Source organism: Streptomyces ipomoeae 91-03 (assembly GCF_000317595.1).
Lineage (GTDB): Bacteria > Actinomycetota > Actinomycetes > Streptomycetales > Streptomycetaceae > Streptomyces > Streptomyces ipomoeae.
This window is the reverse complement of sequence record NZ_AEJC01000397.1, coordinates 36,781-59,374: the sequence shown is the minus strand read 5'-3', so window position 1 is coordinate 59,374 and position 22,594 is coordinate 36,781. Positions and strand designations below refer to the sequence as shown.

General features: G+C 70.1%; 17 protein-coding genes and 1 pseudogene. 13 read left to right on the top strand and 5 right to left on the bottom strand.

Annotated elements, in window-relative coordinates; all coding sequences use genetic code 11:
* Nucleotides 1-6: 6 nt before the first annotated feature.
* Complete coding sequence (locus STRIP9103_RS25710; RefSeq protein WP_009322835.1) at nt 7-1,332, top strand: glutamate-1-semialdehyde 2,1-aminomutase; 1,326 nt, start codon at nt 7-9, stop codon at nt 1,330-1,332.
* 46 nt (nt 1,333-1,378) lie between these two features.
* On the opposite strand, the gene STRIP9103_RS25705 is transcribed toward STRIP9103_RS25710, so the two are convergent.
* Nucleotides 1,379-2,077: a phosphatase PAP2 family protein gene (locus STRIP9103_RS25705; protein ID WP_009322714.1), complete on the bottom strand. Its 699-nt coding sequence runs from the start codon at nt 2,075-2,077 to the stop codon at nt 1,379-1,381.
* Complete coding sequence (locus STRIP9103_RS25700) at nt 2,074-2,280, bottom strand: hypothetical protein (RefSeq protein WP_048820971.1); 207 nt, start codon at nt 2,278-2,280, stop codon at nt 2,074-2,076. Before STRIP9103_RS25700 ends, STRIP9103_RS25705 begins: the two co-directional genes overlap by 4 nt.
* Nucleotides 2,281-2,295: 15 nt before the next feature.
* Between STRIP9103_RS25700 and STRIP9103_RS53535 the strand changes: the two genes are divergently transcribed.
* Complete coding sequence (locus STRIP9103_RS53535; protein WP_078614041.1) at nt 2,296-3,012, top strand: transposase; 717 nt, start codon at nt 2,296-2,298, stop codon at nt 3,010-3,012.
* Between the two features lie 401 nt (nt 3,013-3,413).
* Here the strand turns inward: STRIP9103_RS53535 and STRIP9103_RS25695 are convergent, their stop codons facing one another.
* On the bottom strand, nt 3,414-4,445 hold the full coding sequence (locus STRIP9103_RS25695; protein ID WP_009322861.1) for a LacI family DNA-binding transcriptional regulator: 1,032 nt from the start codon (nt 4,443-4,445) through the stop codon (nt 3,414-3,416).
* A gap of 292 nt (nt 4,446-4,737) precedes the next feature.
* On the opposite strand from STRIP9103_RS25695, the gene STRIP9103_RS25690 reads away from it, so the two are divergent.
* Together STRIP9103_RS25690 and STRIP9103_RS25685 are read left to right on the top strand one after the other, a co-directional pair.
* On the top strand, nt 4,738-5,757 hold the full coding sequence (locus STRIP9103_RS25690) for a sugar ABC transporter substrate-binding protein (RefSeq protein WP_009322793.1): 1,020 nt from the start codon (nt 4,738-4,740) through the stop codon (nt 5,755-5,757).
* Nucleotides 5,720-6,757: pseudogene (locus STRIP9103_RS25685) on the top strand (thiamine pyrophosphate-dependent enzyme); the annotation flags it as partial. The gene STRIP9103_RS25690 and the pseudogene STRIP9103_RS25685, both read left to right, overlap by 38 nt.
* A gap of 6 nt (nt 6,758-6,763) precedes the next feature.
* Here the strand turns inward: STRIP9103_RS25685 and STRIP9103_RS47040 are convergent.
* Nucleotides 6,764-7,554 (bottom strand): IS5 family transposase gene (locus STRIP9103_RS47040; protein ID WP_411572440.1). Its coding sequence is split into 2 segments (ribosomal slippage): nt 6,764-7,224 and nt 7,224-7,554, totalling 792 coding nucleotides; the frame shifts between segments, so codons are not numbered across the junction.
* A gap of 155 nt (nt 7,555-7,709) precedes the next feature.
* On the opposite strand from STRIP9103_RS47040, the gene STRIP9103_RS25670 reads away from it, so the two are divergent.
* The 5 genes from STRIP9103_RS25670 to STRIP9103_RS25650 all read left to right on the top strand — a co-directional run bounded on the left by STRIP9103_RS25670 (nt 7,710) and on the right by STRIP9103_RS25650 (nt 14,077).
* Nucleotides 7,710-7,892, top strand: coding sequence for an FxLD family lanthipeptide (locus tag STRIP9103_RS25670; protein ID WP_009322874.1), 183 nt, complete (start codon nt 7,710-7,712; stop codon nt 7,890-7,892).
* Between the two features lie 125 nt (nt 7,893-8,017).
* The gene (locus tag STRIP9103_RS25665; RefSeq protein WP_234022289.1) at nt 8,018-10,879 is read left to right on the top strand and encodes a lantibiotic dehydratase; all 2,862 of its coding nucleotides are present in this window, start codon (nt 8,018-8,020) and stop codon (nt 10,877-10,879) included.
* A gap of 76 nt (nt 10,880-10,955) precedes the next feature.
* Nucleotides 10,956-12,119: a lanthionine synthetase C family protein gene (locus STRIP9103_RS25660; protein WP_009322716.1), complete on the top strand. Its 1,164-nt coding sequence runs from the start codon at nt 10,956-10,958 to the stop codon at nt 12,117-12,119.
* A gap of 19 nt (nt 12,120-12,138) precedes the next feature.
* On the top strand, nt 12,139-12,969 hold the full coding sequence (locus STRIP9103_RS25655; RefSeq protein WP_009322883.1) for a thiopeptide-type bacteriocin biosynthesis protein: 831 nt from the start codon (nt 12,139-12,141) through the stop codon (nt 12,967-12,969).
* The gene (locus tag STRIP9103_RS25650; RefSeq protein WP_009322865.1) at nt 12,953-14,077 is read left to right on the top strand and encodes a hypothetical protein; all 1,125 of its coding nucleotides are present in this window, start codon (nt 12,953-12,955) and stop codon (nt 14,075-14,077) included. Before STRIP9103_RS25655 ends, STRIP9103_RS25650 begins: the two co-directional genes overlap by 17 nt.
* Before the next feature lie 151 nt (nt 14,078-14,228).
* Here the strand turns inward: STRIP9103_RS25650 and STRIP9103_RS25645 are convergent, their stop codons facing one another.
* Entirely contained in the window at nt 14,229-15,392 is a 1,164-nt protein-coding gene (locus STRIP9103_RS25645) for an MFS transporter (RefSeq protein WP_078614040.1), read from the bottom strand.
* A gap of 471 nt (nt 15,393-15,863) precedes the next feature.
* Here STRIP9103_RS25645 and STRIP9103_RS25640 point away from each other — a divergent pair, with 471 nt between their 5' ends.
* From STRIP9103_RS25640 to narI, 4 genes are read left to right on the top strand one after another with little or no spacing between them, the layout of a single operon-like run.
* Nucleotides 15,864-19,505, top strand: a complete 3,642-nt coding sequence (locus tag STRIP9103_RS25640; protein WP_234022291.1) for a nitrate reductase subunit alpha — start codon at nt 15,864-15,866, stop codon at nt 19,503-19,505.
* On the top strand, nt 19,505-21,202 hold the full coding sequence (gene narH, locus STRIP9103_RS25635) for a nitrate reductase subunit beta (RefSeq protein ID WP_009322862.1): 1,698 nt from the start codon (nt 19,505-19,507) through the stop codon (nt 21,200-21,202). The genes STRIP9103_RS25640 and narH overlap by 1 nt, the downstream gene beginning before the upstream one ends.
* Nucleotides 21,199-21,831, top strand: coding sequence for a nitrate reductase molybdenum cofactor assembly chaperone (narJ, locus tag STRIP9103_RS25630; protein ID WP_009322842.1), 633 nt, complete (start codon nt 21,199-21,201; stop codon nt 21,829-21,831). Before narH ends, narJ begins: the two co-directional genes overlap by 4 nt.
* Complete coding sequence (gene narI / locus STRIP9103_RS25625) at nt 21,828-22,559, top strand: respiratory nitrate reductase subunit gamma (protein WP_009322839.1); 732 nt, start codon at nt 21,828-21,830, stop codon at nt 22,557-22,559. The genes narJ and narI overlap by 4 nt, the downstream gene beginning before the upstream one ends.
* The last annotated feature ends 35 nt before the right edge of the window (nt 22,560-22,594 follow it).

Sequence of the window (22,594 nt, the reverse complement as noted above, 5' to 3'; positions counted from 1 at the left end):
GTCCGCGTGGACACCGAAGAGTTCCATCTGCCCCGGTCGCGGGCGGCGAACGAGCGGCTGCACGCCATGATCCCCGGGGGCGCGCACACCTACGCCAAGGGCGACGACCAGTACCCCGAGAACCTGGCCCCGGTCATCAGCCACGGACGCGGTGCCCACGTGTGGGACGTCGACGGCAACCGCTACATCGAGTACGGCTCCGGCCTGCGGTCGGTCAGCCTCGGCCACGCCCACCCACGCGTGACCGAGGCGGTGCGGCGCGAACTCGACCGCGGCAGCAACTTCGTGAGGCCGTCCGTCGTGGAGGTCGAGGCCGCGGAACGCTTCCTGGCCACGGTGCCGACCGCCGAGATGGTGAAGTTCGCGAAGAACGGCTCCGACGCCACCACCGCCGCGGTGCGCCTCGCCCGCGCCGCCACCGGGCGCCCGCGGGTGGCCATCTGCGCCGACCATCCGTTCTTCTCCGTCGACGACTGGTTCATCGGCACCACGCCGATGTCCGCCGGCATTCCGGCGGCGACCACCGAGCTGACCGTGACGTTCCCGTACGGGGACCTGGCCGCCACGGAGGAGTTGCTCACCCGCTACGAGGGCGAGGTCGCCTGCCTGATCCTCGAACCCGCCTCCCACACCGAGCCGCCGCCCGGGTACCTCGCCGGCCTGCGCGAGCTGGCCGACCGGCACGGCTGCGTGCTCGTCTTCGATGAGATGATCACCGGCTTCCGCTGGTCCGAGGCGGGCGCCCAGGGTCTGTACGGCGTCGTCCCCGACCTCTCCACGTTCGGCAAGGCGCTGGGCAACGGATTCGCCGTCTCCGCGCTGGCCGGGCGCCGCGATCTGATGGAGCGGGGCGGGCTGCGCCACTCCCACGACCGGGTGTTCCTGCTGTCCACCACGCACGGTGCGGAAACGCACTCCCTGGCAGCCGCGATGGCCGTGCAGACCACCTACGTCGAGGAGGGCATCACCGCGCGGCTGCACGCCCTCGGCGAGAAGCTGGCCGCCGGTGTCCGCGACGCCGCGGCGAGCATGGGCGTCGGCGACCACGTCGTCGTCCGGGGCCGGGCCAGCAACCTGGTCTTCGCCACCCTCGACGAGAACCGGCAGCCGTCGCAGCAGTACCGCACCCTGTTCCTGCGCCGGCTCCTCGCGGGCGGGGTGCTGGCCCCGTCGTTCGTGGTGAGCAGCGCGCTCGACGACGCCGACATCGATCACACCGTCGACGTGGTGGCCCAGGCATGTGCGGTGTACCGGAAGGCGCTGGACGCCGCCGACCCCACCCCCTGGCTGGCAGGACGACCGGTGAAGCCCGTGTTCCGCCGCTTGGCGTGATGTGAGGTGACGTGATGTGAGGTGACGTGAGGTACGTGACGTGACGTCAGCGGCGCTCCCGCCGGCCGGCGTCGGCCACCCGATCGACCAGCGGGTCGGCCGTCCGGTCGGCCAGCCGGTCGACCAGCCACGCGGTCGCCGGTATCACCGCCAGCGCGGTGCACCAGCCGCCGAGGACGTCGGTCGGATAGTGGGCGCCCAGGGCGACCTGCGCCCACCCCATGGCTGCGCCGGCGACCAGCGCCGCGGCGAGCACGAGTGACGTGCCGGCCGTCCTGCCGAGGCCGAGCCGGCCGCTCGCGAGCAGCGCCACGATGAGGGCGAGTGCGGTGAGGAAGGCGGTGTGCCCGCTCGGGTAGGACAGGTTGCCGTCGCCGTGGATGGTGCGCCCCACCAGGTGCTTGAGCAGCGTCGCCGTCCCCACGGTCATGGCGGCGCCGGCAACGACGAGCACCGCCGCGCGAGGACGCCGAAGCAGCAGGCAGCCCGTCACGGCGGCCACGACCAGCGTCGCCGCTCCCACGGGCTCCCCCAGGAAGTCCACGGCCAGAGCGACGCGCCGCCACGGCGGCCGCACACTGTCCGCCGTCGGCTGGATGATCCACCTGTCCACCCTGCCGGGCCGGCTGTGGCCGGCGTACAGGACCCCGAGCACGACGACCACCAGCGCGGCGAGGGCCGCGATCGGCCCGAGCCACGCGCACAGCGCCCGGGGCAGCGCCGCGGGCGCCGACCGGCCGGTCACACGCCCACCGCGTCCGGTCGGCCTGCGGTGCTTTGCCGTGATCGGTAGATGGTGTTCCGGATCTTGACTTCTTGAGGCAGGGTGAGGGTGCGGCCCTTCATCCGACCGGTGGGCAGCCCTGAATCAGTGGCTTCCTGTCTGCCCTGCTCCAGGCCCTCCTGAAGACTGCCCGGCCTGCCTTCGGTGACCTTCTTGTCCGCCATGCGCGGCAGTGGTTCATGTCCCGGTCCCCGTGGGACCACGAGCCGGTCGACGACCGGCGGATCGACCTGCTGATGCCCGTGCCCCACGACGGCGGGGCGTTGTTGCCGGACGCCTCCGGCAACCGTAGGTCCGGGCACGCCACGGCCCCTGTGTCCCGTCAGTACCTCGGCTCCGGCGGGCAGGTCGGAAACGGCATGGTCGCGGCCACCACCGTCCGGGCCGATGAGCTCGTGCCCTATCCGCCGCACGCCGCGCCCCCCTACGGGGTGGCGGTCGAGCCGAAGACCCCGCTCATGACCGAGACGGGGGAAAGCCCGCACACCGTCGCAGACCATCCAGCAGATGCGATACACCTCCCCCGCCCGTCGGGACCGTTGACGCCGTGTCACCCGCCGCTACCACGATGCCGCGTCCCCGAGAACTGCCCGCCGGCCACTGACGCCGGTCGACGTGACCTTCGGCTTCTGCCGGCGCCGACTCCCCCCAACGAGCCCCCGTCGTGTCCGACTTGGCCCGCGCGGGAGCCGTCAGCCTGCGCAGCCCCGAACCCACCGGCCTGTCCATCCCCCTGGCCAAGAGCATCGGAATCAGTCTCTCCTCGCCACCCTGCCCAACACTGCGGTCGCGGCAAACCGCCGTCGGACAGTCCGCGTGTCAGCACTCTGGCACAGCAGCCGCTGTCCTGGCTCCAGAGACGCTACGAAACGGGATGCGGCTCGCTCCTTACCTAGGCCCGGGAAGAGCCTGTTCCCGAGCCTCGGCTCGCGTTCGGACGCGCCCGAAGAGTGCTCGGCCCGCCTCATCAGGCCGCCATGGCCGTTCTCGATCCCAACGCTCCCAGAACGCGCCGGACGAGGAACCCCCGGGCCCGGCCGACGTGCGGAGCGCTGGGTTGCCCCGAGGGATGACCGCGCCGGGCCGGCAACACCTCACCGCCGAGGACGCCGCCCAGCACCGGGACGCTCACCCTCGCGATCAGGCACGAACGGTCTTCCGACGCACACCCCCGCTACCGCAACCACGTCGCCCGGTCGCCTCTCCCAGTCCTCCGACCGTTTCGGCATCCCCGTTGGCGCGGCGTTCATGAGCCGGCGAGTCCATCCGCGGAACAGACCGGCGCGCCCCGTTGCCGTCAGGAAGGTGCGGCCGTGGTACCGCGTACGACGAGGCGTGGGGTGAGAACGACCTCGCGGGGCTCGGTGCGGTCCTCGTCCAGCCGCTCGACCGCGGCGGCCACCGCGTGCCGGGCCTGTTCACGGGCGCTCTGACTGACGGTGGTGAGGTTGAAGCAGCTCAGCCGCGAGAGCGTGTCGTCGTCGTAGCCCACCACGGACACCTCACGGGGGACGGCGACGCCGGCACGGGCGAGGGCGGCCAGGACACCGATGGCGGCCGGGTCGTTGTAGGTGACGACGGCGGTGGGCAGGTCGCCGCTGTCGAGGAGCTTACGGGCGGCTCGTTCGCCCGATCCCTCGGTGTGGTCGCCGTGCAGGATCCGGATGTGCGCGTCCAGGTCGTGCCGGCGCATCGCGGAGCGGTAGCCGCGGCGCCGGTCGGTGGCGATGACGCCCTTGCCGCCGTCCACATAGACGATCTCACGGTGCCCGAGTCCGACGAGATGGTCGACCACCTGTCCCACGCCGTCGTTGTCAGCGGTACGCACGACGTCCAGCGGGGCATCGGCAACTCGGCGACCGACGACGATGACGGGCGCCTTGCGGTCGAGGACTGCCAGTGTCTCGTCGGGGGAGGTCGGTCCGAGCAGGATCAGCGCCTCGCTGCGGAAGGCCAGCAGTGTCTCGGCGGCGGTCTGCTCGCCACGGGTGCGCGTCGTGGTGCTCAGGACGAGGTCGTAGCCGACTTCTTCGGCGGCGGTGTGCAGGTGCTCGACGAGTTCGGCGTGGAAGGGGCGGTGGACGTCGACCATGACGCCGAGCAGCCGACTGCGCCTGCTGGCCAGGGTGCTCGCGGTGCGGTCGACCTGGTAGCCGAGGTCGGCGGCGGCCTTCAGCACCCGCTGCCGGGTCCGTTCGCTCGGGCCGGGCACTCCGCGCAGCACCAGGGAGACCGACGCCATGGACACGCCCACGCGTGCGGCCACGTCCTCCAGCCTGGGGCGTTTGTGCGTGCCGTTCCGGTGACGCACGGAGCCGTCGTCGTTCACTTGTGCCTCCCCGCGGCAAATCCCCTCGTGCAACACCCTTGACACCTTCGCGAAACAAGGCCGATAGTACCAGGACTTAAAGCGCTTTAATTCGTCCTGTCGTTCCAACGAAGCAATCTTCCGGACCGTGGCAGCCACCCCTACTGCCACCCGCGCCGGGGATCCGCCGAACCGGGTTCGGCCTCGTTCCTTCCCGAGCGCGCCCCGACAGGGGCGGCCACCCCAGTCGGCCCACGCCGGCAGCCGGCGATCACACTCCGCTCCCCCAGTTGCACAGTGAGGTGCAGACAGCATGAATCGCACAGATCTTCCCCGCTCCCGCAGAGCCGTCCCCGTCGTGGCCGTGGCCGCCGCGGCAGCCCTGACCCTCGTCGGCTGTTCCAGCAGCTCAGGCGGCAAGAAGGCCGAGGAGTCAGCGAACGATGTCTCCGCCGGCAAGGCCAACACGCCCCGCATGACCATCGCGATGGTCACCCACGCCCCCTCCGGCGACACCTTCTGGGACACCATCCGCAAGGGCGCCGAGGCCGCCGCCGCCAAGGACAACGTCAAGCTCGTCTACTCCAACGACAAGAACGCCGGCGACCAGGCCAACCTGGTGCAGAACGCCATTGACCAGAAGGTCGACGGCATCGCCGTCACCCTGGCCAAGCCCGACGCGCTCAAGGCCGTCGTCGCCAAGGCCGAGAAGGCCGGCATCCCGGTCGTCGGCCTCAACGCGGGCCTGAGCGTGTGGAAGCAGCAGGGCCTGCTGTCGTTCTTCGGCCAGGACGAGTCCGTCTCCGGCCAGGCACTCGGCGGCAGGCTCAACGGCACCGGCGCCAAGCACGCTCTGTGCGTGATCCAGGCACAGGGCGACGTCAACCTCGAGGAGCGCTGCGCCGGCGTGAAGAAGACCTTCGAGGGCACGACGGACATCCTCTACGTCAACGGCACCGACATGCCGTCCGTGAAATCCACCATCACCGCCAAGCTCAAGCAGGACTCCTCCATCGACGAGGTGGTCACCCTCGGCGCCCCGATCGCACTGACCGCCGTTCAGGCCGTGTCGGAGGGGGGCGGCAAGGCGAAGGTCGCCACCTTCGACCTCAACAAGGAGCTCGTCTCGGCGATCGAGAAGGGCGACATCCAGTTCGCCGTCGACCAGCAGCCGTATCTGCAGGGCTACCTCGCCGTCGACTCGCTGTGGCTCTACAAGACCAACGGCAACTTCAGCGGCGGCGGCGAGCAGCCGGTGCTGACCGGCCCGGCCTTCGTCGACAAGTCCAACGTCGACCGGGTCGCCGAGTTCGCCGCGAAGGGCACCCGGTGATGAGCATGGCCCAACAGGCTGCGCCGGCGGTGACCACACCGCCGGCGAACTCGCCCGCGAGGCAGACGTCGTCCTCGGCATCGGCACCCGCTGCAGCGACTTCACCACCGCCAGCCACACCGTCTTCGGCAACCCGGACGTCACCTTCGTCAACCTCAACGTCGCCCGGCCGGGCATCCAGGCCCTGGCCGGGGCCCTGGACGGCTGGGAGGTCGAGGAGTCCTGTCGCCGCCGCACACGTGAACTCATCGCCCGCACCCGGCAGGTCGAGGAGGAGTGCTTCGCCGACGACCGCGACACTGGTGAGCTGCCCGCGCAGACGCAGATCCTCGGCGCGTTGAACGACGTCCCGGACGACCGCGCGGTGGTCATCAACGCGGCCGGCTCCATGCCGGGCGACCTGCAACAGCTGTGGCGGGCCCGGGATCCGAAGGCTTACCACGTCGAGTACGCCTACTCCCGCATGGGCTACGAGGTCGCCGCGGGCGTCGGCGCCAAGATGGCCGACCCGAGTCGCGAGGTCGTCGTCCTCGTCGGCGACGGCTCGTATCCGATGATGGCTCAGGAGATCGTCACCATGGTCTCCGAGGGCCTGAAGGTCATCATCGTCCTCGTCCAGAACCACGGCTTCGCCTCGATCGGTTCGCTGTCGGTGTCCCTCGGAAGCCGCCGCTTCGGCACCAAGTACCGCTACCGCAACGGCGATTCCGGCCGGCTCGACGGCGACATCCTCCCGGTCGACCTCGCCGCCCACGCCTCCAGCCCCGGCGCCGACGTCCTGCACGCCACCTCCGTCGAAGAGTTCCGCTCCGCGATGGAAAAGGCCAAGGCCGCCACCCGCACCACCGTCGTCCACGTCGAGACCGACCTCCACGGCCCCAACCCGCCCGGCCACGGCTGGTGGGACGTTCCCGTCAGCGAAGTCTCCGCCCTGGACTCCACGCGCTCCGCGTACGAGACGTACGCCACGCACAAGCGCGCCCAGCGCCACTACCTGTAAGAGGTCCTAACAAAGGCGTTGGACGTGGCGGTGGGTGATCAGGCATGTGGCGAGGCCGAGAAAGGCTTCGTGGATGTCGTCGCGCCGCTCCCATCGGATGCGCAGGCGACGAAAGCCGTGCAGCCACGCGATGGTGCGCTCGACCACCCAGCGGAAGACACCCAGGCCGGAGCCGTGTGGCTGGCCTCGTTCGGCGATCACCGGCGTGATACCGCGAGCCCGCACCAGGCGCCGGTACTTGTCGTGGTCGTAACCACGGTCCGCGAGGAGCGCGTCGGGTCGGCGCCTGGGCCGGCCGACCACGCCGGCCACGGCCGGAACCTTGTCCACCAGCGGGATCAGCTGGGTGACGTCGTTGCGGTTTCCGCCGGTCAGCGACACCGCGAGCGGGATGCCCTGTCCGTCGGTGAGGACGTGGTGCTTGCTGCCCGGCCGTGCTCGGTCGACCGGGCTGGGCCCGCTTTTGGGCCGCGCCGGGCCGCCCGGACGCGGGAGGAGTCGATCACCGCCCGCGACCAGTCCAGCTTCTTCGCGGCCCGCAGCTTCTTCAGCAGCACCAGGTGCAGTTCGTCCCACACACCGGCCTCGTTCCAGGCCGCCAGGCGCCGCCAGCAGGTCATGCCGGAGCCGAAGCCCAGCTCTTGGGGCAGATACTCCCACTGGATACCGGTGTGCAGCACGAACAGGATCCCGCACAACGCCTGCCGGTCCGGCACCCGAGGCCGACCCTCCACCAGCTTCGGCCCCGGCTCGGGCAGCAACGGCTCGATGAGCGACCACAGTTCATCCGACACGATCCAAGGCCGCGACTGACGTTTCCCCACGACCAGACCAACGACCGTCCACGCCGAAAGTCACATGATCAACAACTTCTGTTAGGACCTCTAAGACTCCGGGGTCCGCTCCCGGGCCCCGGCTCCTTGCACCATCACTCACTGCCAAGGAGGCATGTATGACCGTTCAGATGGAGCGTCCGGCTGCTCAGCCGGTCACCGAACAGGGGGCGTCCGGACAGGACGACTTCGACCTGGACATCACGATCGTCGAGGGCGGCCCAGCCGCGGACCAGCTCATCCGTCTGACGAACGACGGCTGCGGCTCGACGTGCGCGTCCGCGTGCACGAGCTGCCCGTAACAGCACAGACCGCGTGATGGCGGTGTCCGGCCGCGCCTGCCCCACGGGCGCGGCCCGGGCACTGCTCGGCCACAGGAGGGGTTGTGTATCGCTACGTTGATGCAGCAGTGGTACGGGCGGCTGTCTTGGAATCCGACCGTCAGGTGATCTGGCCCGGGCTGACCGGCCCGCTCGCGAACACGGCGTCGTGGCGGGCGTGGCTGCAACAGACCTGGCAGACAGCCGACTTCGCGACCGCCGTCAAAGCCGCCAGCCCGGACCTCGCCGGTCGAGTGGACCAGGTCTGTGCCGGCCGACCGCTGCCGGATGCTGCTGTACGCCGCACCGTGCTCTCGGTCCTGCGGTACCTATTGCGGGCCCGCACGCGCGCAACGCCGTTCGGTCTGTTCGCCGGGGTCGCGGCAGCGCGAATAGGCGCCGCCCCGGTACTGCGCGTGGGCACCGGGCACCAGGCATCCGCCAGACCCGACGCCGCATGGACGGCGGCGCTCATCGACCGGTTCGAGGAGCACAGCGGACTGCGGCCCCATCTGATGCTGGTCGCGTCCAGCCTCACCGTCGAGCGAGACGGGTACGTGGTGATCGAGCACAGCTCACGCGGCACGCGTGACGGCTCTTCTGAACACGTGCACATACGCATGACCGGACCGGTCCGCAAAGCACTGGATGGTGCGCGGACTCCGATTCTGTGGAGCGATCTCGCCGCAAAGCTCTCGGCCTGTTTTCCTGCCGCGCCGCACGCCTCGATTGAGAGCCTGCTCGCGGGCCTGGTCAGGCAACGATTCCTGATCAACAGCCTCCGCCCGTCGATGACGACCACCGACCCGCTCGCCGCCCTCCGCACACACACGCGGTACCTTGCGCCCACGGAGACAGCAGAGTTGTACGAGGCCCCCAAGACCGCGCTCGACCTGCGGGTGGACTGGGACCTGGTCGTCCCGGAGGCGGTGGCCCAGGAGGCGGCAGCGGCGGCCAAGGCACTCACCCGTCTTGCGCCCCGTGCGACGTTGGCCGGTTGGCCCGAGTGGCACGGCCGGTTCCTTGAACGGTACGGGCCCGGGGCGCTCGTCCCCGTCGTGGATGCCATCGACGCGCTCGGATATCCACCCGGCTACCTCGGGTCTACCTCCGCGCCGACGCCCTCCCCGCTGCCCGACCGTGACAGCCGGCTCATCAAGCTCGCCCACGCCGCCGGCATGCACCGCCGCCTTGAAGTGGAGCTCGACGATGCCGCGCTTGAGGAGATGGCCACCACCGATCCGGACCACTGCGTCCAGCCGAGCACCGAGGTGACCGTCCGCATCGCCGCCGCGAGCCTTCCGGCGCTACGGAAGGGTGAGTTCACCCTGCACGTCGTCGGGGTGGCACGCTCGGCCGGAACGACCACCGGCCGCTTCCTGGCCTCACTGGACGACGAGGACCGCCGCCGCATGACCACGGTGTATGCCGGGCTGCCCGGAGTGCACCAGGGCGCGCTCCTCGCGCAGATCAGCTCTACCCCGCTGTCCGCACCGGCTGAGAACGTCGCGCGTGCCCCGCAGGTGACCGACCTGGTGATCTCACTCGGCGACTATCACGGCTCGGATACCAAGCTCCTTCCCCTCACGGACCTTGCGGTGACCGCCGACGCCGAACGGCTGCACCTGGTCTCGCTCTCCCGCCGGCGCCCGGTTCACACGCTGCTGCTGAACGCCGTAGATCTGGGCTATCACACCCATCCGCTGGCCCGGTTCCTGGCCGAGGCACCCGTCGCGCTGGCGGTCCCATGCACCGGATTCATGTGGGGCACCGCCGCCTCCAACCTGCCGTTCCTGCCCGCGCTGCGCTACGGACGCACGATCCTCTCTCCGGCCCGCTGGCTCCTCGCCAGTGACGACCTCCCCTCCGCGCCGGCACCGTGGCCGCAGTGGGACGAAGCCCTGACCCAATGGCGCCGCGACGTACATCTGCCCGAGCGGGTATACCTGAGCGAAGCCGACCAGTGCATAGCCCTGGACCTGACGGAGCTCTCACACCGGTCCCTGCTGCGCGCCCACTTGGACCGCGACGGCACGGTGACGCTGCGCCCCGCACCGGAACCCCAGGACCTGGGCTGGACCGGCGGACGCGCCCACGAAGTCGTCATCCCCCTGACCGCAGAACAGAACGTCGCCCCCGTCAAGGCAGCGGGCCACGTCGTCAGCCGCGAGCACGGCCACCTGCCCGGCTGCGGCAACCGCATCTACCTCCAGCTCCACGGACACCGCGACCGACAAAACCCGCTCCTGACCCGGCACCTGCCGACCCTGCTGAAGGAACTGGGCGACCCCCACTGGTGGTTCGTCCGCTACCCAGACCCCGAGCACCACCTCCGCGTTCGGTTCACCTGTGCTCCCGGCACCCTCGGCTCTGCCATCGAGCGCATTGGGGAGTGGACCCAGCAGCTGCGGCACAGCGGCCTGATCACGCACGCCAGCGTGGAGACCTACCACCCGGAGACCGCCCGGTTCGGTGGCCCCGCGGCGATCGACGCGGCCGAGCACTACTTCACCGCCGACTCCACCGCCGCCCTGGCCCAACTCGCCACCCGGGACGGGAAGAACGCCCCGGATGCCCGCGCGATGACCGCCGCGAGCATGGTGGACATCGTCACCGGCCTGCTCGGCGACTCCGCTGCGGCGATGCACTGGCTCATCAAGCGCACCCGCACCGACCAGGCCGCTCCGCCCCGCGCCGTCTACCGGCAAGCCGTCGACCTGGTGAACGCCGGCCCTTCCGCCCTGCACGAGCGCGTCACCTCGGCCTGGTCCGCGCGCCGCGTGGCCCTGACCGCCTACCGCCACGCGCTCGAGGACACGGCCACGCACCCCCAGGACGTGCTGCCGGACCTACTGCACCTCCACCACGTCCGGATGCGCGGGCCGGGACTGCCCAAGGAGAGCACGCACCTGCACCTGGCCAGAGCTGCCGCCTTGAGCTGGACAGCACGAGCAAGGAGGACATCGTGACCACGACAGCCCCCGCCCACGCCGCGCTGTCAACCGCCGACCAGATGGCCCGCGCACTGGCCGACCCAAGCATCGTGTGGCCCGGCGGCCGGCCGACGGCGCCCGCGCTTGGCCGCAGTCGCTCGCCGGGGGAGCCACGGGCATCGCCCTACTGCACATCGAGCGCGCCCGGACCGGCCACGGCGACTGGAACACCGCGCACACCTGGCTGACCACGGCCATGCGCGGCGAAGTCAGCGCAGCGGTCAACGCGAACCTGTACTTCGGCGCTCCCGCCCTCGCGTACATCACGCACCGCGCGGCCAGCGCAGCGAGCCGGTACCTGCGCATCTTGGAACGTCTGGACACGGCGACCTTAACCGTCACTCGGAACCGCCTGGCCGCGGCCCATCAGCGCATCGACCGCGCCGAGCGGCCTCCCATGGAGGAATTCGACCTGATCCAGGGCCTGTCAGGGCTGGGGGCATACCACCTGAGCCGCCATCCCGACCACCAGGTCACCCGGGACGTCCTGTCCTACCTGGTGCGACTGACCGAGCCCCTGCCCGACCCGGCCGGACTGCCACCATGGTGGATGAACGTCGCACCCACTGGCTCACCGCACACCGACTACCCCGGCGGGCATGGGAACTTCGGACTCTCCCACGGCATCGGGTCCGCCCTCTCCGTGTTGTCCCTGGCCCTGCTACGCGATCTGGCCGTGCCCGGCCTGGTCGATGCGGTCGAGCGGATCTGCGCCTGGACCGACCACTGGCGCCAAGTCGACGAGATCGCCCCGTGGTGGCCGGGCTACATCTCGATGCAGCAGGCGACCGACCATCACATCCATTCCGCCCTTCGCCCCCGCCCCTCCTGGTGTTACGGGGTCACCGGCACCGCCCGCGCCCAGCAGTTGGCCGGACTCGCCCTCCGAGACCCAGCCCGCTTGCAGGCCGCCGAGAGCGCGATCCTCGCAACCCTGCGCGACCCGCATCAGCTGGACAAGCTCCCCGAGATCGGGCTGTGTCACGGCATGGCCGGACTGCTGCACGCTACCTGGCGGATGGCCACCGAGACAGGTAACGCTGAGATCTCTGCGGAGCTGCCGCGCCTGGCCGACCGTCTGATCACCGCGCTCGACCAGGACGACCACGACCCGGAACTCCTCGACGGAGCCGCCGGAGCGGCCCTCGCCCTGCACACCTTCGGCACGGACCTTGCGCCCGCACCGCACTGGGACACCTTCCTCGCCCTGGCGTGATCACCTCGGAGACCATCTCATGAACTCACCCACCTGGTGCCAGGCCAACGTTGCGTTCCCGGACTGGGAACGCGCCGAGACCATCGCCGTGGCCCGACTCGGCCCACTCCTACGCACCGCAGAGGACGACGGCGCCCTCACCTCGTGGTTCATCATCCGCAAGCGTCCCTGCTGGCGCGTGCGCTACCTGCCCGCTGCCGGCGGGCAGGACCGTATCGGCCAGGGCCTCGACTTCCTGATCGCCGAGGGTTCCATCACAGCGTGGACGGAGATCATCTACGAACCCGAGATCCACGCCTTCGGCGGCGCCGGAGCCATGACATCCGCGCATCGCCTCTTCCACCGCGACAGCCGGAGCCTCATCGACTTTCTCCGGAGCGACGCCGCCAAACACCGACGCGAGACATCCCTCCTGCTGTGCAGCCTCATGATGCGGTCCGCCGGACTGGACTGGTATGAGCAGGGCGACGTCTGGGCGCGCGTGGGAGCGCACCGCGCGCTGCCCGCCGACACCGAACAGGGCAACAGCGACCGACTGCTCGCCGCCGTGCACCGACTCGTCTCCGTAAACGGGGAGGACATGATGCGCGGAGGTGGACTGCTGGCCCGCGCTGCCGAGTGGGCCAGCGCCTACGCCGACGCCGGAAGGGAACTGGCCCACCTCACAGATTCCGGACAGCTTCACCGTGGCCTGCGTGAGGTCCTGGCCCACCACGTGCTCTTCGCCTGGAACCGGATCGGCCTGCCCTACGCCACGCAAGCCACCCTCACCGCCGCCGCGAAGACCGTCTTCTTCGGCCCGGACCCCAGCACCGAGAGGAGCACCGGGGACCGTGTGGGAACTCCCTGACGCCGTAGCCCAGCGCTTCCCACTCGTCGCGCGCCCCCGCCCCGCCTGCCTCCCTCTGGCCCAGCGCGTGCAGGCGTTGGCCGAACTCGCTGACACCGCGGCGAAGACGGGCGACGCGAGCGTGGCCTCCACGGTCTACAACCAGGCCGCGTTGATCGCCTCTGACGTAGGAGCCACGGACCTTGCCCAAACGATGTGCCACCAGCACGCCGCTGCCTATCTGAACGCCGCCCCCTTGCCCGGCACAACCGCGATCCGAGCCCTCGAACCCATCGTCAACCTCGCGCGCCTCCAGATCCGCGCCGGACAGGCCGACGACGGCCACCAACACCTCCTGACACTCTTTGACGCCGTCAGCGCCGAATCCCCAGCCCAAGTCCAGGGCATCGCCATACCCGCCGACCTGACCGCGAACGCCGAGGACCGCCAGGAGGTCCGCACCTGGCTGTGGCGGGTCCTCCTCTCCGACGGGACACGCGCTCTGACGACAGCCGGCCGCTGGACCGAAGCACTCGCCCATGTCGAGGCACACCGCGGCGTCGGGCAGCGCATGCTCGACGGCCGCCAAGTCGCCGTCCTTGCCGCGATCGCCACGGGGAACACCCTCGGCGCCGACAACCTGCTGACCACCACGGAGTCCGGGGACCCCTGGGAGGACGCCGTCACGCACTGCCTGACTGTCCTATGCCACCGCGCAGCTGGCTTGCCGTGGCGCGACTACCAGCAGCACCTGGTGACCACCTACCTCGAACAACCAGGCGAGGACGGCATGACCGTCTTCAACACGCGGCTCGGCCTCGCAGTCCTGGACGTGCTCATTTCGCCCGAGGACCCAGTGGCGCGTGTGGTGGTCGCGGAACTGTATCGCCGGACGATCAAGGCAACCGATGGATACGCCGCCCGAGAGATCCTGGCGCACCCCTTGTTCACCGCTCTCGCCACGAACCGAGAGGCGCAGGACTGCCGTGCTCTCCTCCACGCCTGCGCGCTCGAAACCGGGGCACTCCCCACAGGGCTGAGTAGCCAGTTGGCCAAGGCGCTGCGTACGAGCGACCACACGATCCGAAAACACGTTGCCCGTCTGAAACGGGCTTGCGTAGTTGAATAGGAATGATCTTACTCCGGGGTGATGCCCGCTCTCGTCATGAGCCATCCCGGCGGAAACCTCACGTGTCACCGGAGTTTCAGACTTCGGCGATTCGGCCAAAATTCTCGCCGCTCGCACCGTGGTGCCGGACACGCTGGTCAGCGTGGACAGCCTACGCCCGGCGCGTTGCCTGCCCAGCTTCGCGCCGTACTGCAGTAGTCGTGAATGCCACGGCGGCGCCCGCGGTGACCGCCAGCAACACATATCCCCAGGTGTAGTCGTCCGTGGCACCGTAAACGGCGCCCATGACCAGGGGCGGGAAGAAGCCTCCCAAACCTCCGGCGGCCCCGACGACACCAGTGACCGCACCGACCCGATCGGGGGGTACGAGGCGGGCCACGAGCGCGAACACGGCGCCCGATCCCGTGCCCAGGGCGGCCGCCATGCCGAGGAAGGCGAGCGTTCCGACCGGGATCAGCGGGAGCTCGAAGGCGGCGAGGAGAGCGAGGGCCGAGACGGCGGCGTACGCGAGGACGAGCACGGGCACGGGATGCAGCCGGTCGGAGAGCCATCCGCCGACCGGGCGCATGGCGACGGCGAGGACGACGAAGCCCGCGGTGCGCAGCGCTGCATCGGACCGTCCGAGATCGTGGGCGGTGGTGAGGTAGGTGGGCAGGTAGACGCTGAAGGCGACGAATCCGCCGAAGGCCACGGCGTAGAGGAAGGCCAGCTGCACGGTGGCGGGCATCCGCAGGGTCGCCCTGGTTCGTGCGAGCAGCGAGCCGGCCGGGACGGCGCGGTCGGGCTTGTCGCGCAGGAGAAGACGTGCCGCCACGGCGTAGACGACCAGGAGGCCGGCGACCATGTCGAAGGGGAACGCGTACCCGACGGCGTCGGCCAGCTGCACGGTGGTGAAGGACGACAGGGCGGTGCCGCCGGTGCCGATGCCGAAGATCCCCAGCGCCAGTCCGCGCCGCTCGGGCGGGTACCAGGCGTTGACGAACGGCACGCCGACCGCGAAGGTCGTGCCGCCCAGGCCGAGGAAGAAGCCGCCCGCCAGCACTTCGGGCAGGGAGTCGGCCAGGTGGCCGAGGTAGAGCACCGGCAGGACGGTGAGGGCGGCGACGAGGGGGAACATGCGGCGCGCCCCGACGCGGTCGGTGAGGGCGCCCGCGGGGATCCGGCCGAGCGAGCCGACGATCACCGGTACCGCCACCACGAGGGACTGCTGGAGCGAGGTGAGGTCCAGATCCTCACGGAGGGTTGGGCCGAGCGGAGCCAGCAGCGCCCATGCCCAGAAGCAGAGCATGAATCCGGCCGTGGCCAGGGCGAGCATCCGCTGCGGCTGGGCGGCTTCCGCCGCCCCAGCGATCCGTGGCGTCGGAATGCGGCTCAAGTGGCGTCCTCCATGCTCCAGGGCGGGTTTCCTCGGGGTTCAGTGACTTGTCGCTCCACCTCACGATGCTGGTGGGTGCTCACCTGCCTATCGGCTCGACGCGCCCGCCGCTTCGGTTGATGCTGCCCAGAACGTGTGATGCGGCGCGAGGACCATCGAGGTCAAGCATGGGACGTTCGGCCGCTGGCCGCGCGGCCTCGGTACGGCTGGAGTGGACAAGGGGAAGGACGGCCGATACCTGTCCACGATTCACCCCTCCAGAAATGCGACATATAGGTAAATTACGGACGATTAGGTGTCCCGCGACTCGCATGCAGGCGAGAGGTGACGATCGTGGCGGACGGCAGCAGTACCCCTGGCGAGCCCGTCAGGGGTGACAGGCTCGCGTACGACGGCGCAGCCGCGGACGCCCTGCTGCGCGCCGGGCGCTTCTTCACCCGGCGCGAGGCTTCACCCGACCGGCGGGCGGTCTTCCTCAAGGGCGGCCGGCAGGGCGATGTCTTCTACCGGGACCGGTGGAGCCACGACACGGTCGTGCGATCGACTCACGGAGTGAACTGCACCGGCTCGTGCTCCTGGAAGGTCTACGTCAAAGACGGGATCATCACCTGGGAGAGTCAGGAGACCGACTATCCGTCCGTCGGCCCGGACTCTCCGGAGTACGAGCCGCGCGGCTGCCCGCGCGGCGCTGCGTTCTCCTGGTACACCTACTCACCGACCCGCATGCGCTTCCCCTACGCGCGCGGTCTCCTGGTCGAGATGTACCGGGAGGCCAGGGCCCGCCTGGGTGACCCGGTGCTGGCGTGGGCCGACGTGGTGGGCGACCCGGAGCGACGGCGCCGGTACCAGCAGGCCCGGGGCAAGGGCGGCCATGTGCGGGTGACGTGGGACGAGGCGGTCGAGATGGCGGCCGCCGCGCATGTGCACACGATCAAACGGTGGGGCCCGGACCGGATCGCAGGGTTCTCGCCGATCCCGGCGATGTCGATGGTCTCACACGCGGTCGGATCGAGGTTCATCGAGCTCATCGGTGGCTGTATGACCTCCTTCTACGACTGGTACGCCGACCTGCCGGTGGCCTCCCCGCAGGTGTTCGGGGACCAGACCGACGTGCCGGAGTCCGGCGACTGGTGGAACGCCGCCTACCTGGTCATGTGGGGCTCCAACGTCCCCGTCACCCGGACCCCGGACGCGCACTGGATGGCCGAGGCCCGTTACCGCGGCCAGAAAGTGGTCGTGGTGTCGCCGGACTACGCCGACAACACCAGATTCGCGGACCAGTGGCTGCACGCCCAGCCGGGCACGGACGGCGCCCTGGCGATGGCCATGGGCCACGTGATCCTCAAGGAGTGCTTCGTCGAGCGCCGGGTACCGTTGTTCGTCGACTACGTGCGGACGTACACCGACCTGCCGTTCCTGGTGACGCTTCAGGAGCGCGACGGCGCCTTCACACCGGGAAAGTTCCTGCGGGCTTCCGACCTCGGCGACACCTCCGAAGGGGCCGAGTGGAAAACCGTACTCGTCGACGGGCGCACCGGTGAGCCGGTCGTGCCGCGCGGCACGCTGGGTGAGCGGTGGACCGAATCCGGCATGGGGCGCTGGAATCTCGGCCTCGGGGACACCAGCCCCCAGCTGACGCTTCTCGGAGAGCGGGCGGAGCCTGTCGAGGTCTTGTTGCCGCGCTTCGACACGGCGGAGGGGACCGGCGCGGTGTTGCGCCGCGGCGTCCCCGCACGGCAGATCGGCGGCAGGCTGGTGACGACGGTCTTCGATCTGATGCTCGCGCAGTACGGCGTTGGACGCGATGGCCTGCCCGGAGACTGGCCGACGGGGTACGACGACGCCACTCGGCCCTACACGCCTGCCTGGCAGGAGGAGCACACATCCGTACCGGCCGGCGCCATGATCCGAGTAGCTCGCGAGATGGCGCGCAGCTCCGAGCGGTCCGGCGGCCGCACCATGATCATCATGGGGGCGGGTGTCTGCCAGTGGTTCCACGGCGATGCGACGTACCGGGCGATCCTGGCGCTGCTGATGCTCACCGGGGCCATGGGCCGCAACGGCGGCGGCTGGGCGCACTACGTCGGCCAGGAGAAGTGCCGTCCTTTTACCGGCTGGTCCACGCTGGCGATGGCAACGGACTGGCAGCGCCCGCCCCGGCAGATGATCGGCACGGCGTACTGGTACACCCACACCGATCAGTGGCGCTACGACGGATACCGCGCCGACGCACTCGCCTCGCCGCTGGCCCGCGGCGACCTCACGGGCCTGCACACCGCCGACACCATCGCGCTGTCCGCCCGGTTGGGCTGGATGCCTTCCTACCCGCAGTTCGACCGCAACCCGCTCGACCTGGCCGACGAAGCCGCCATGGCGGGCGAGGCGCCCACGGAGTATGTCGCCCGCACGCTGGCGTCGGGAGAACTGGGCTGGGCCTGCGAGGACCCGGACGCCGAGGAGAACTGGCCGCGCTGCCTGACGCTGTGGCGCGCCAACCTGCTCGGCTCGTCGGGCAAAGGGAACGAGTACTTCCTCAAACACCTGCTCGGCACGCACTCCAGCCTGCGCGTGGCCGAGACACCGCCGGAGTGCCGCCCCCGTGACGTCAGGTGGCGAGAGGAGGCGCCCGAGGGAAAGCTGGACCTGCTGCTGGCGCTGGACTTCCGGATGACGAGCTCGACGCTGCTCGCGGACATCGTGCTGCCCGCCGCGACCTGGTACGAGAAGCACGATCTGTCCTCGACGGACATGCACCCGTACGTGCACGCCTTCACTCCGGCCATCGACCCGCCCTGGGAGACCCGCTCGGACTTCGCCGCGTTCACCGCGATCGCCCGGCGGTTCAGCGAGCTGGCTCGCGAGCACCTCGGCGTACGACGTGACGTGGTCGCCACCGCGCTGCAGCACGACACCCCCGGCGAGACCGCGGGGCAGGCCCTGGGAACGGTCCGCGACTGGCGAGGCGGCGACGTCGCCCCTGTCCCCGGCCGGACGATGCCCGCCCTGGCGCTGGTGACGCGGGACTACGGGGCGGTCGCGGACAAGCTCGCCGCGCTGGGCCCGCTCACCGAACGACTGGGGCTCCCCGTCAAAGGACTCACCCTCTCCCCGAAGGACGAGGTGGAGCACCTCGCCCGCGTCAACGGGGTGATGCTGGGCGGCGCGGGCGACGGACGGCCCGCCCTGGACACCGACGCCAAGATGGCCGAGGCCGTCCTCACCCTGTCCGGGACCACCAACGGCCGACTCGCCGTCCAGGGCTTCCGCACCGCCGAGCAGCGCGTCGGACGGCCACTCGCCCACCTCGCCGAGGGCAGCGGGGAACGACGGATCACCTTCGCCGACACCCAGGCCCAACCCGTGCCCGTCATCACCAGCCCCGAGTGGTCCGGCAGTGAGACCGGCGGGCGGCGCTACGCAGCGTTCACCACCAACGTCGAGGAGCTCAAGCCCTGGCACACCCTCACCGGCCGGATGCACTTCCTGCTGGACCACGACTGGATCCACGAGTTCGGCGAGACACTGCCCATCTACCGGCCGCCGCTGGACATGCACCGGCTGTTCGGGGAGCCCGAGATCGGCCCGGACGGCGCGCGCCAGGTCACCGTCCGCTACCTCACCCCGCACTCGAAGTGGTCCATCCACTCCGAGTACCAGGACAACCTGCTCATGCTCACGCTCTCCCGCGGCGGCCCGACCGTGTGGCTGAGCCCCGCAGACGCCGAGGCGATCGGCGCCCGCGACAACGACTGGGTCGAGGCGGTGAACCGCAACGGCGTGATGGTGCTGCGCGCGATCGTCTCCCACCGCATGCCCACCGGCACCGTCTACGTCCACCACGCACAGGAACGGGTCGTGGATGTCCCCATTGCCGAGGCCAGTGGCCGACGCGGCGGCATCCACAACTCCCTCACCCGCATCCTGATCAAACCCACCCACCTCATCGGCGCCTACGCACAGCTGTCGTTCGCCTTCAACTACCTCGGCCCGACGGGCAACCAGCGCGACGAGGTCACCGTCATCCGCCGCCGCTCCCAGGAGGTGACGTACTGATGCCCGGGAGTGAGCCGATCGGACGCTGCATGGCGCAGCTCGCGATGGTGATGAACCTCGACAAGTGCATCGGCTGCCACACCTGCTCGGTCACCTGCAAGCAGGCGTGGACCAACCGCAGCGGCGTCGAGTACGTCTGGTTCAACAACGTCGAGACCCGCCCCGGCCAGGGCTACCCGCGGCGCTACGAGGACCAGGAGAAGTGGCGGGGCGGCTGGGTCCGCACCCGCGGCGGCCGTCTCAGGCTCAAGTCCGGCGGGCGGCTGCGCAAGCTGCTCACCATCTTCGCCAACCCCGTGCTGCCCACCATCCGCGACTACTACGAGCCCTGGACCTACGACTACGGCAACCTCACCACAGCACCGCTCGGCGACGACTTCCCCGTCGCGCAGCCCAAGTCACTCATCTCCGGCGAGCCCATGAGCGTGGAGTGGAGCGCCAACTGGGACGACAGCCTCGCGGGCGGCGCCGAGATCGCCGACCACGACCCCGTCGTCGAACGCATCCGCCGCGAAGCCGAGGAGAAGGTGCGCTTCCAGTACGAGCAGGCGTACATGTTCTACCTGCCGCGCATCTGCGAGCACTGCCTGAACCCATCGTGCGTCGCCTCCTGCCCCTCGGGGGCGCTGTACAAGCGGTCCGAGGACGGCATCGTCCTGGTCGACCAGGACCGCTGCCGGGGCTGGCGGATGTGCGTGACCGGCTGCCCGTACAAGAAGGTCTACTTCAACCACCGGACCGGCAAGGCCGAGAAGTGCACCTTCTGCTACCCCCGCGTCGAGGTCGGCCTGCCCACCGTGTGCTCCGAGACCTGCGTGGGACGCCTGCGCTATATCGGCCTGATCCTTTACGACGCCGACCGCGTCGGCGCCGCCGCGTCGGTCGCCGACGAGAAAGACCTCTACCAGGCACAGCTGGACCTGATGCTCGACCCGGCCGACCCCCAGGTGATCGCAGCAGCGCGCCGGGACGGCATCCCCGAGGACTGGCTGGAAGCAGCCCGGCGTTCCCCTGTCTACACCTTGGCCCGGAACTACCGGGTGGCCCTGCCGCTGCACCCGGAGTTCCGCACCATGCCGATGGTCTGGTACGTGCCCCCGCTGTCCCCGGTCGTCGACGCGCTCACCGACACCGGCCACGACGGTGAGGACGTCGACAACCTTTTCGGCGCCATCGACACGCTGCGGATCCCGATCGAGTACCTCGCCGGACTCTTCACCGCCGGCGACACCGAACCTGTCCGCCAGGTGCTGGAACGGCTGGCGGCCATGCGCTCCTACATGCGCGCCGTCAATCTGGGCGACCCACCCGACGAACGGATCGCGGCGGCGGCCGGCATGACCGGACGCGAGGTCACCTCGCTCTACCGTCTGCTCGCCATCGCCAAGTACCACGACCGCTACGTCATTCCCTCCGCTCACGAAGCCGAGGGCCGGCGGCTCGAAGAGACCGCGTGCAGCCTCGACTACGAAGGCGGCCCCGGAATGTACGACAGCGGGCCCTTCGGCGAAGCCTCGGGCCGGCCCACACCCGTCTCCGTCGAAACCTTCCATGCCCTGAAGGAACGGCAGACCACCGGCGGCATCGCCGATCCGGAGCGCCCCGGCGCGCGGATCAACTTGCTGAACTGGGATGGCAAGGGCCGGCCCGAGGGCCTCTTCCCGCCCAGGCATCCCCAGCCCGAGGAGGAGCCGTGATCGCCGAGCGCCATGCCGCCGTGGTCTGCCAGGCAGCCGCGATCCTGCTGCAGTACCCCGACGAAACGGTTCGGGACCGCATCCCCCTGGTGACCGAAGCCGTGGCCGCACTGCCTCGCGGCACGGCGCACTCGGCCCTGACCCGCTTCCTCGGGCACATCGCAGCCACTTCGCCCCGCGACCTCGCCGAGACCTACGTCGCCACCTTCGACCGGCGCCGCCGCTGCTGCCTCTACTTGACCTGGTGGACCGACGGCGAAACCCGCCGCCGTGGCCAGGCCCTGGCCACGCTCAAGGACCGCTACCGCCGCCACGGCCTCGAACTGAGCAGCACCGAGCTGCCCGACTACCTCCCGGTCGCGCTCGAGTACACGGCGACCGGCGACCTGACCGACGGCCTCGCGCTCCTCCAGGAGCACCGCGCCGGGATGGAACTGCTCCGGCTGGCCCTGCGCGACGCGGGCTCGCCCTACGCCGCCGTCCTCGAAGCCGTGTGCGCAACTCTGCCCGGCCCGTCCCCGCAGGACCGCGCCGCCGCCCAGCGCCTGGCCCGCACCGGACCACCACAGGAGACCGTCGGCCTGGAGCCCTTCGTAGGTCCGGCACCGTCGGAAGGTGCCCGGCGATGAGCGCTCTCGACATCCTCCTGTGGGGCGTCCTGCCGTACGTCACCCTTGCGATCCTCATCGGCGGCACCGTGTGGCGGTACCGGTACGACCAGTTCGGCTGGACCACCCGCTCCTCCGAGCTGTATGAGTCCCGGCTGCTGCGCATCGGCAGCCCGCTGTTCCACTTCGGCATCCTCGTCGTGGTCATCGGCCACGTGATCGGACTGTTGATTCCAGAGAGCTGGACATCGGCCGTCGGCCTGTCCGAGACGGCATACCACGTCCAGGCGCTGGTCCTCGGCGGCGTCGCCGGCGTAGCCACGCTCGCCGGCGTCGCGATCCTCATCTACCGCCGACGCACCACCGGACCGGTGTTCATGGCGACCACACGCAACGACAAGACGATGTACGTCGTCCTCGTCGCTGCCATCGTCGTCGGACTGATCACCACCCTGCTGGGGGCGGGTGTCGTCGGTGAGGAGCACAACTACCGCGCGACGGTCTCCCCCTGGTTCCGCTCCGTCTTCACGCTGCGCCCCGACCTCGATTCCATGACCGCCGCGCCGTTGTCCTTCCAACTGCACACCCTCATCGGCATGCTGCTCTTCGCCATCTGGCCCTTCACCCGGCTCGTCCACGCCTTCACCGCGCCCGTCGGCTACCTGTTCCGGCCGTACATCGTCTACCGGTCCCGCTCGGCCGGTGTCCCGTCGCGGGGGCCCCGCCGGGGTTGGGAAGGACCAAGATGAGCATTGATGCCCCGGATTGCGAGCCTTGGTGACTG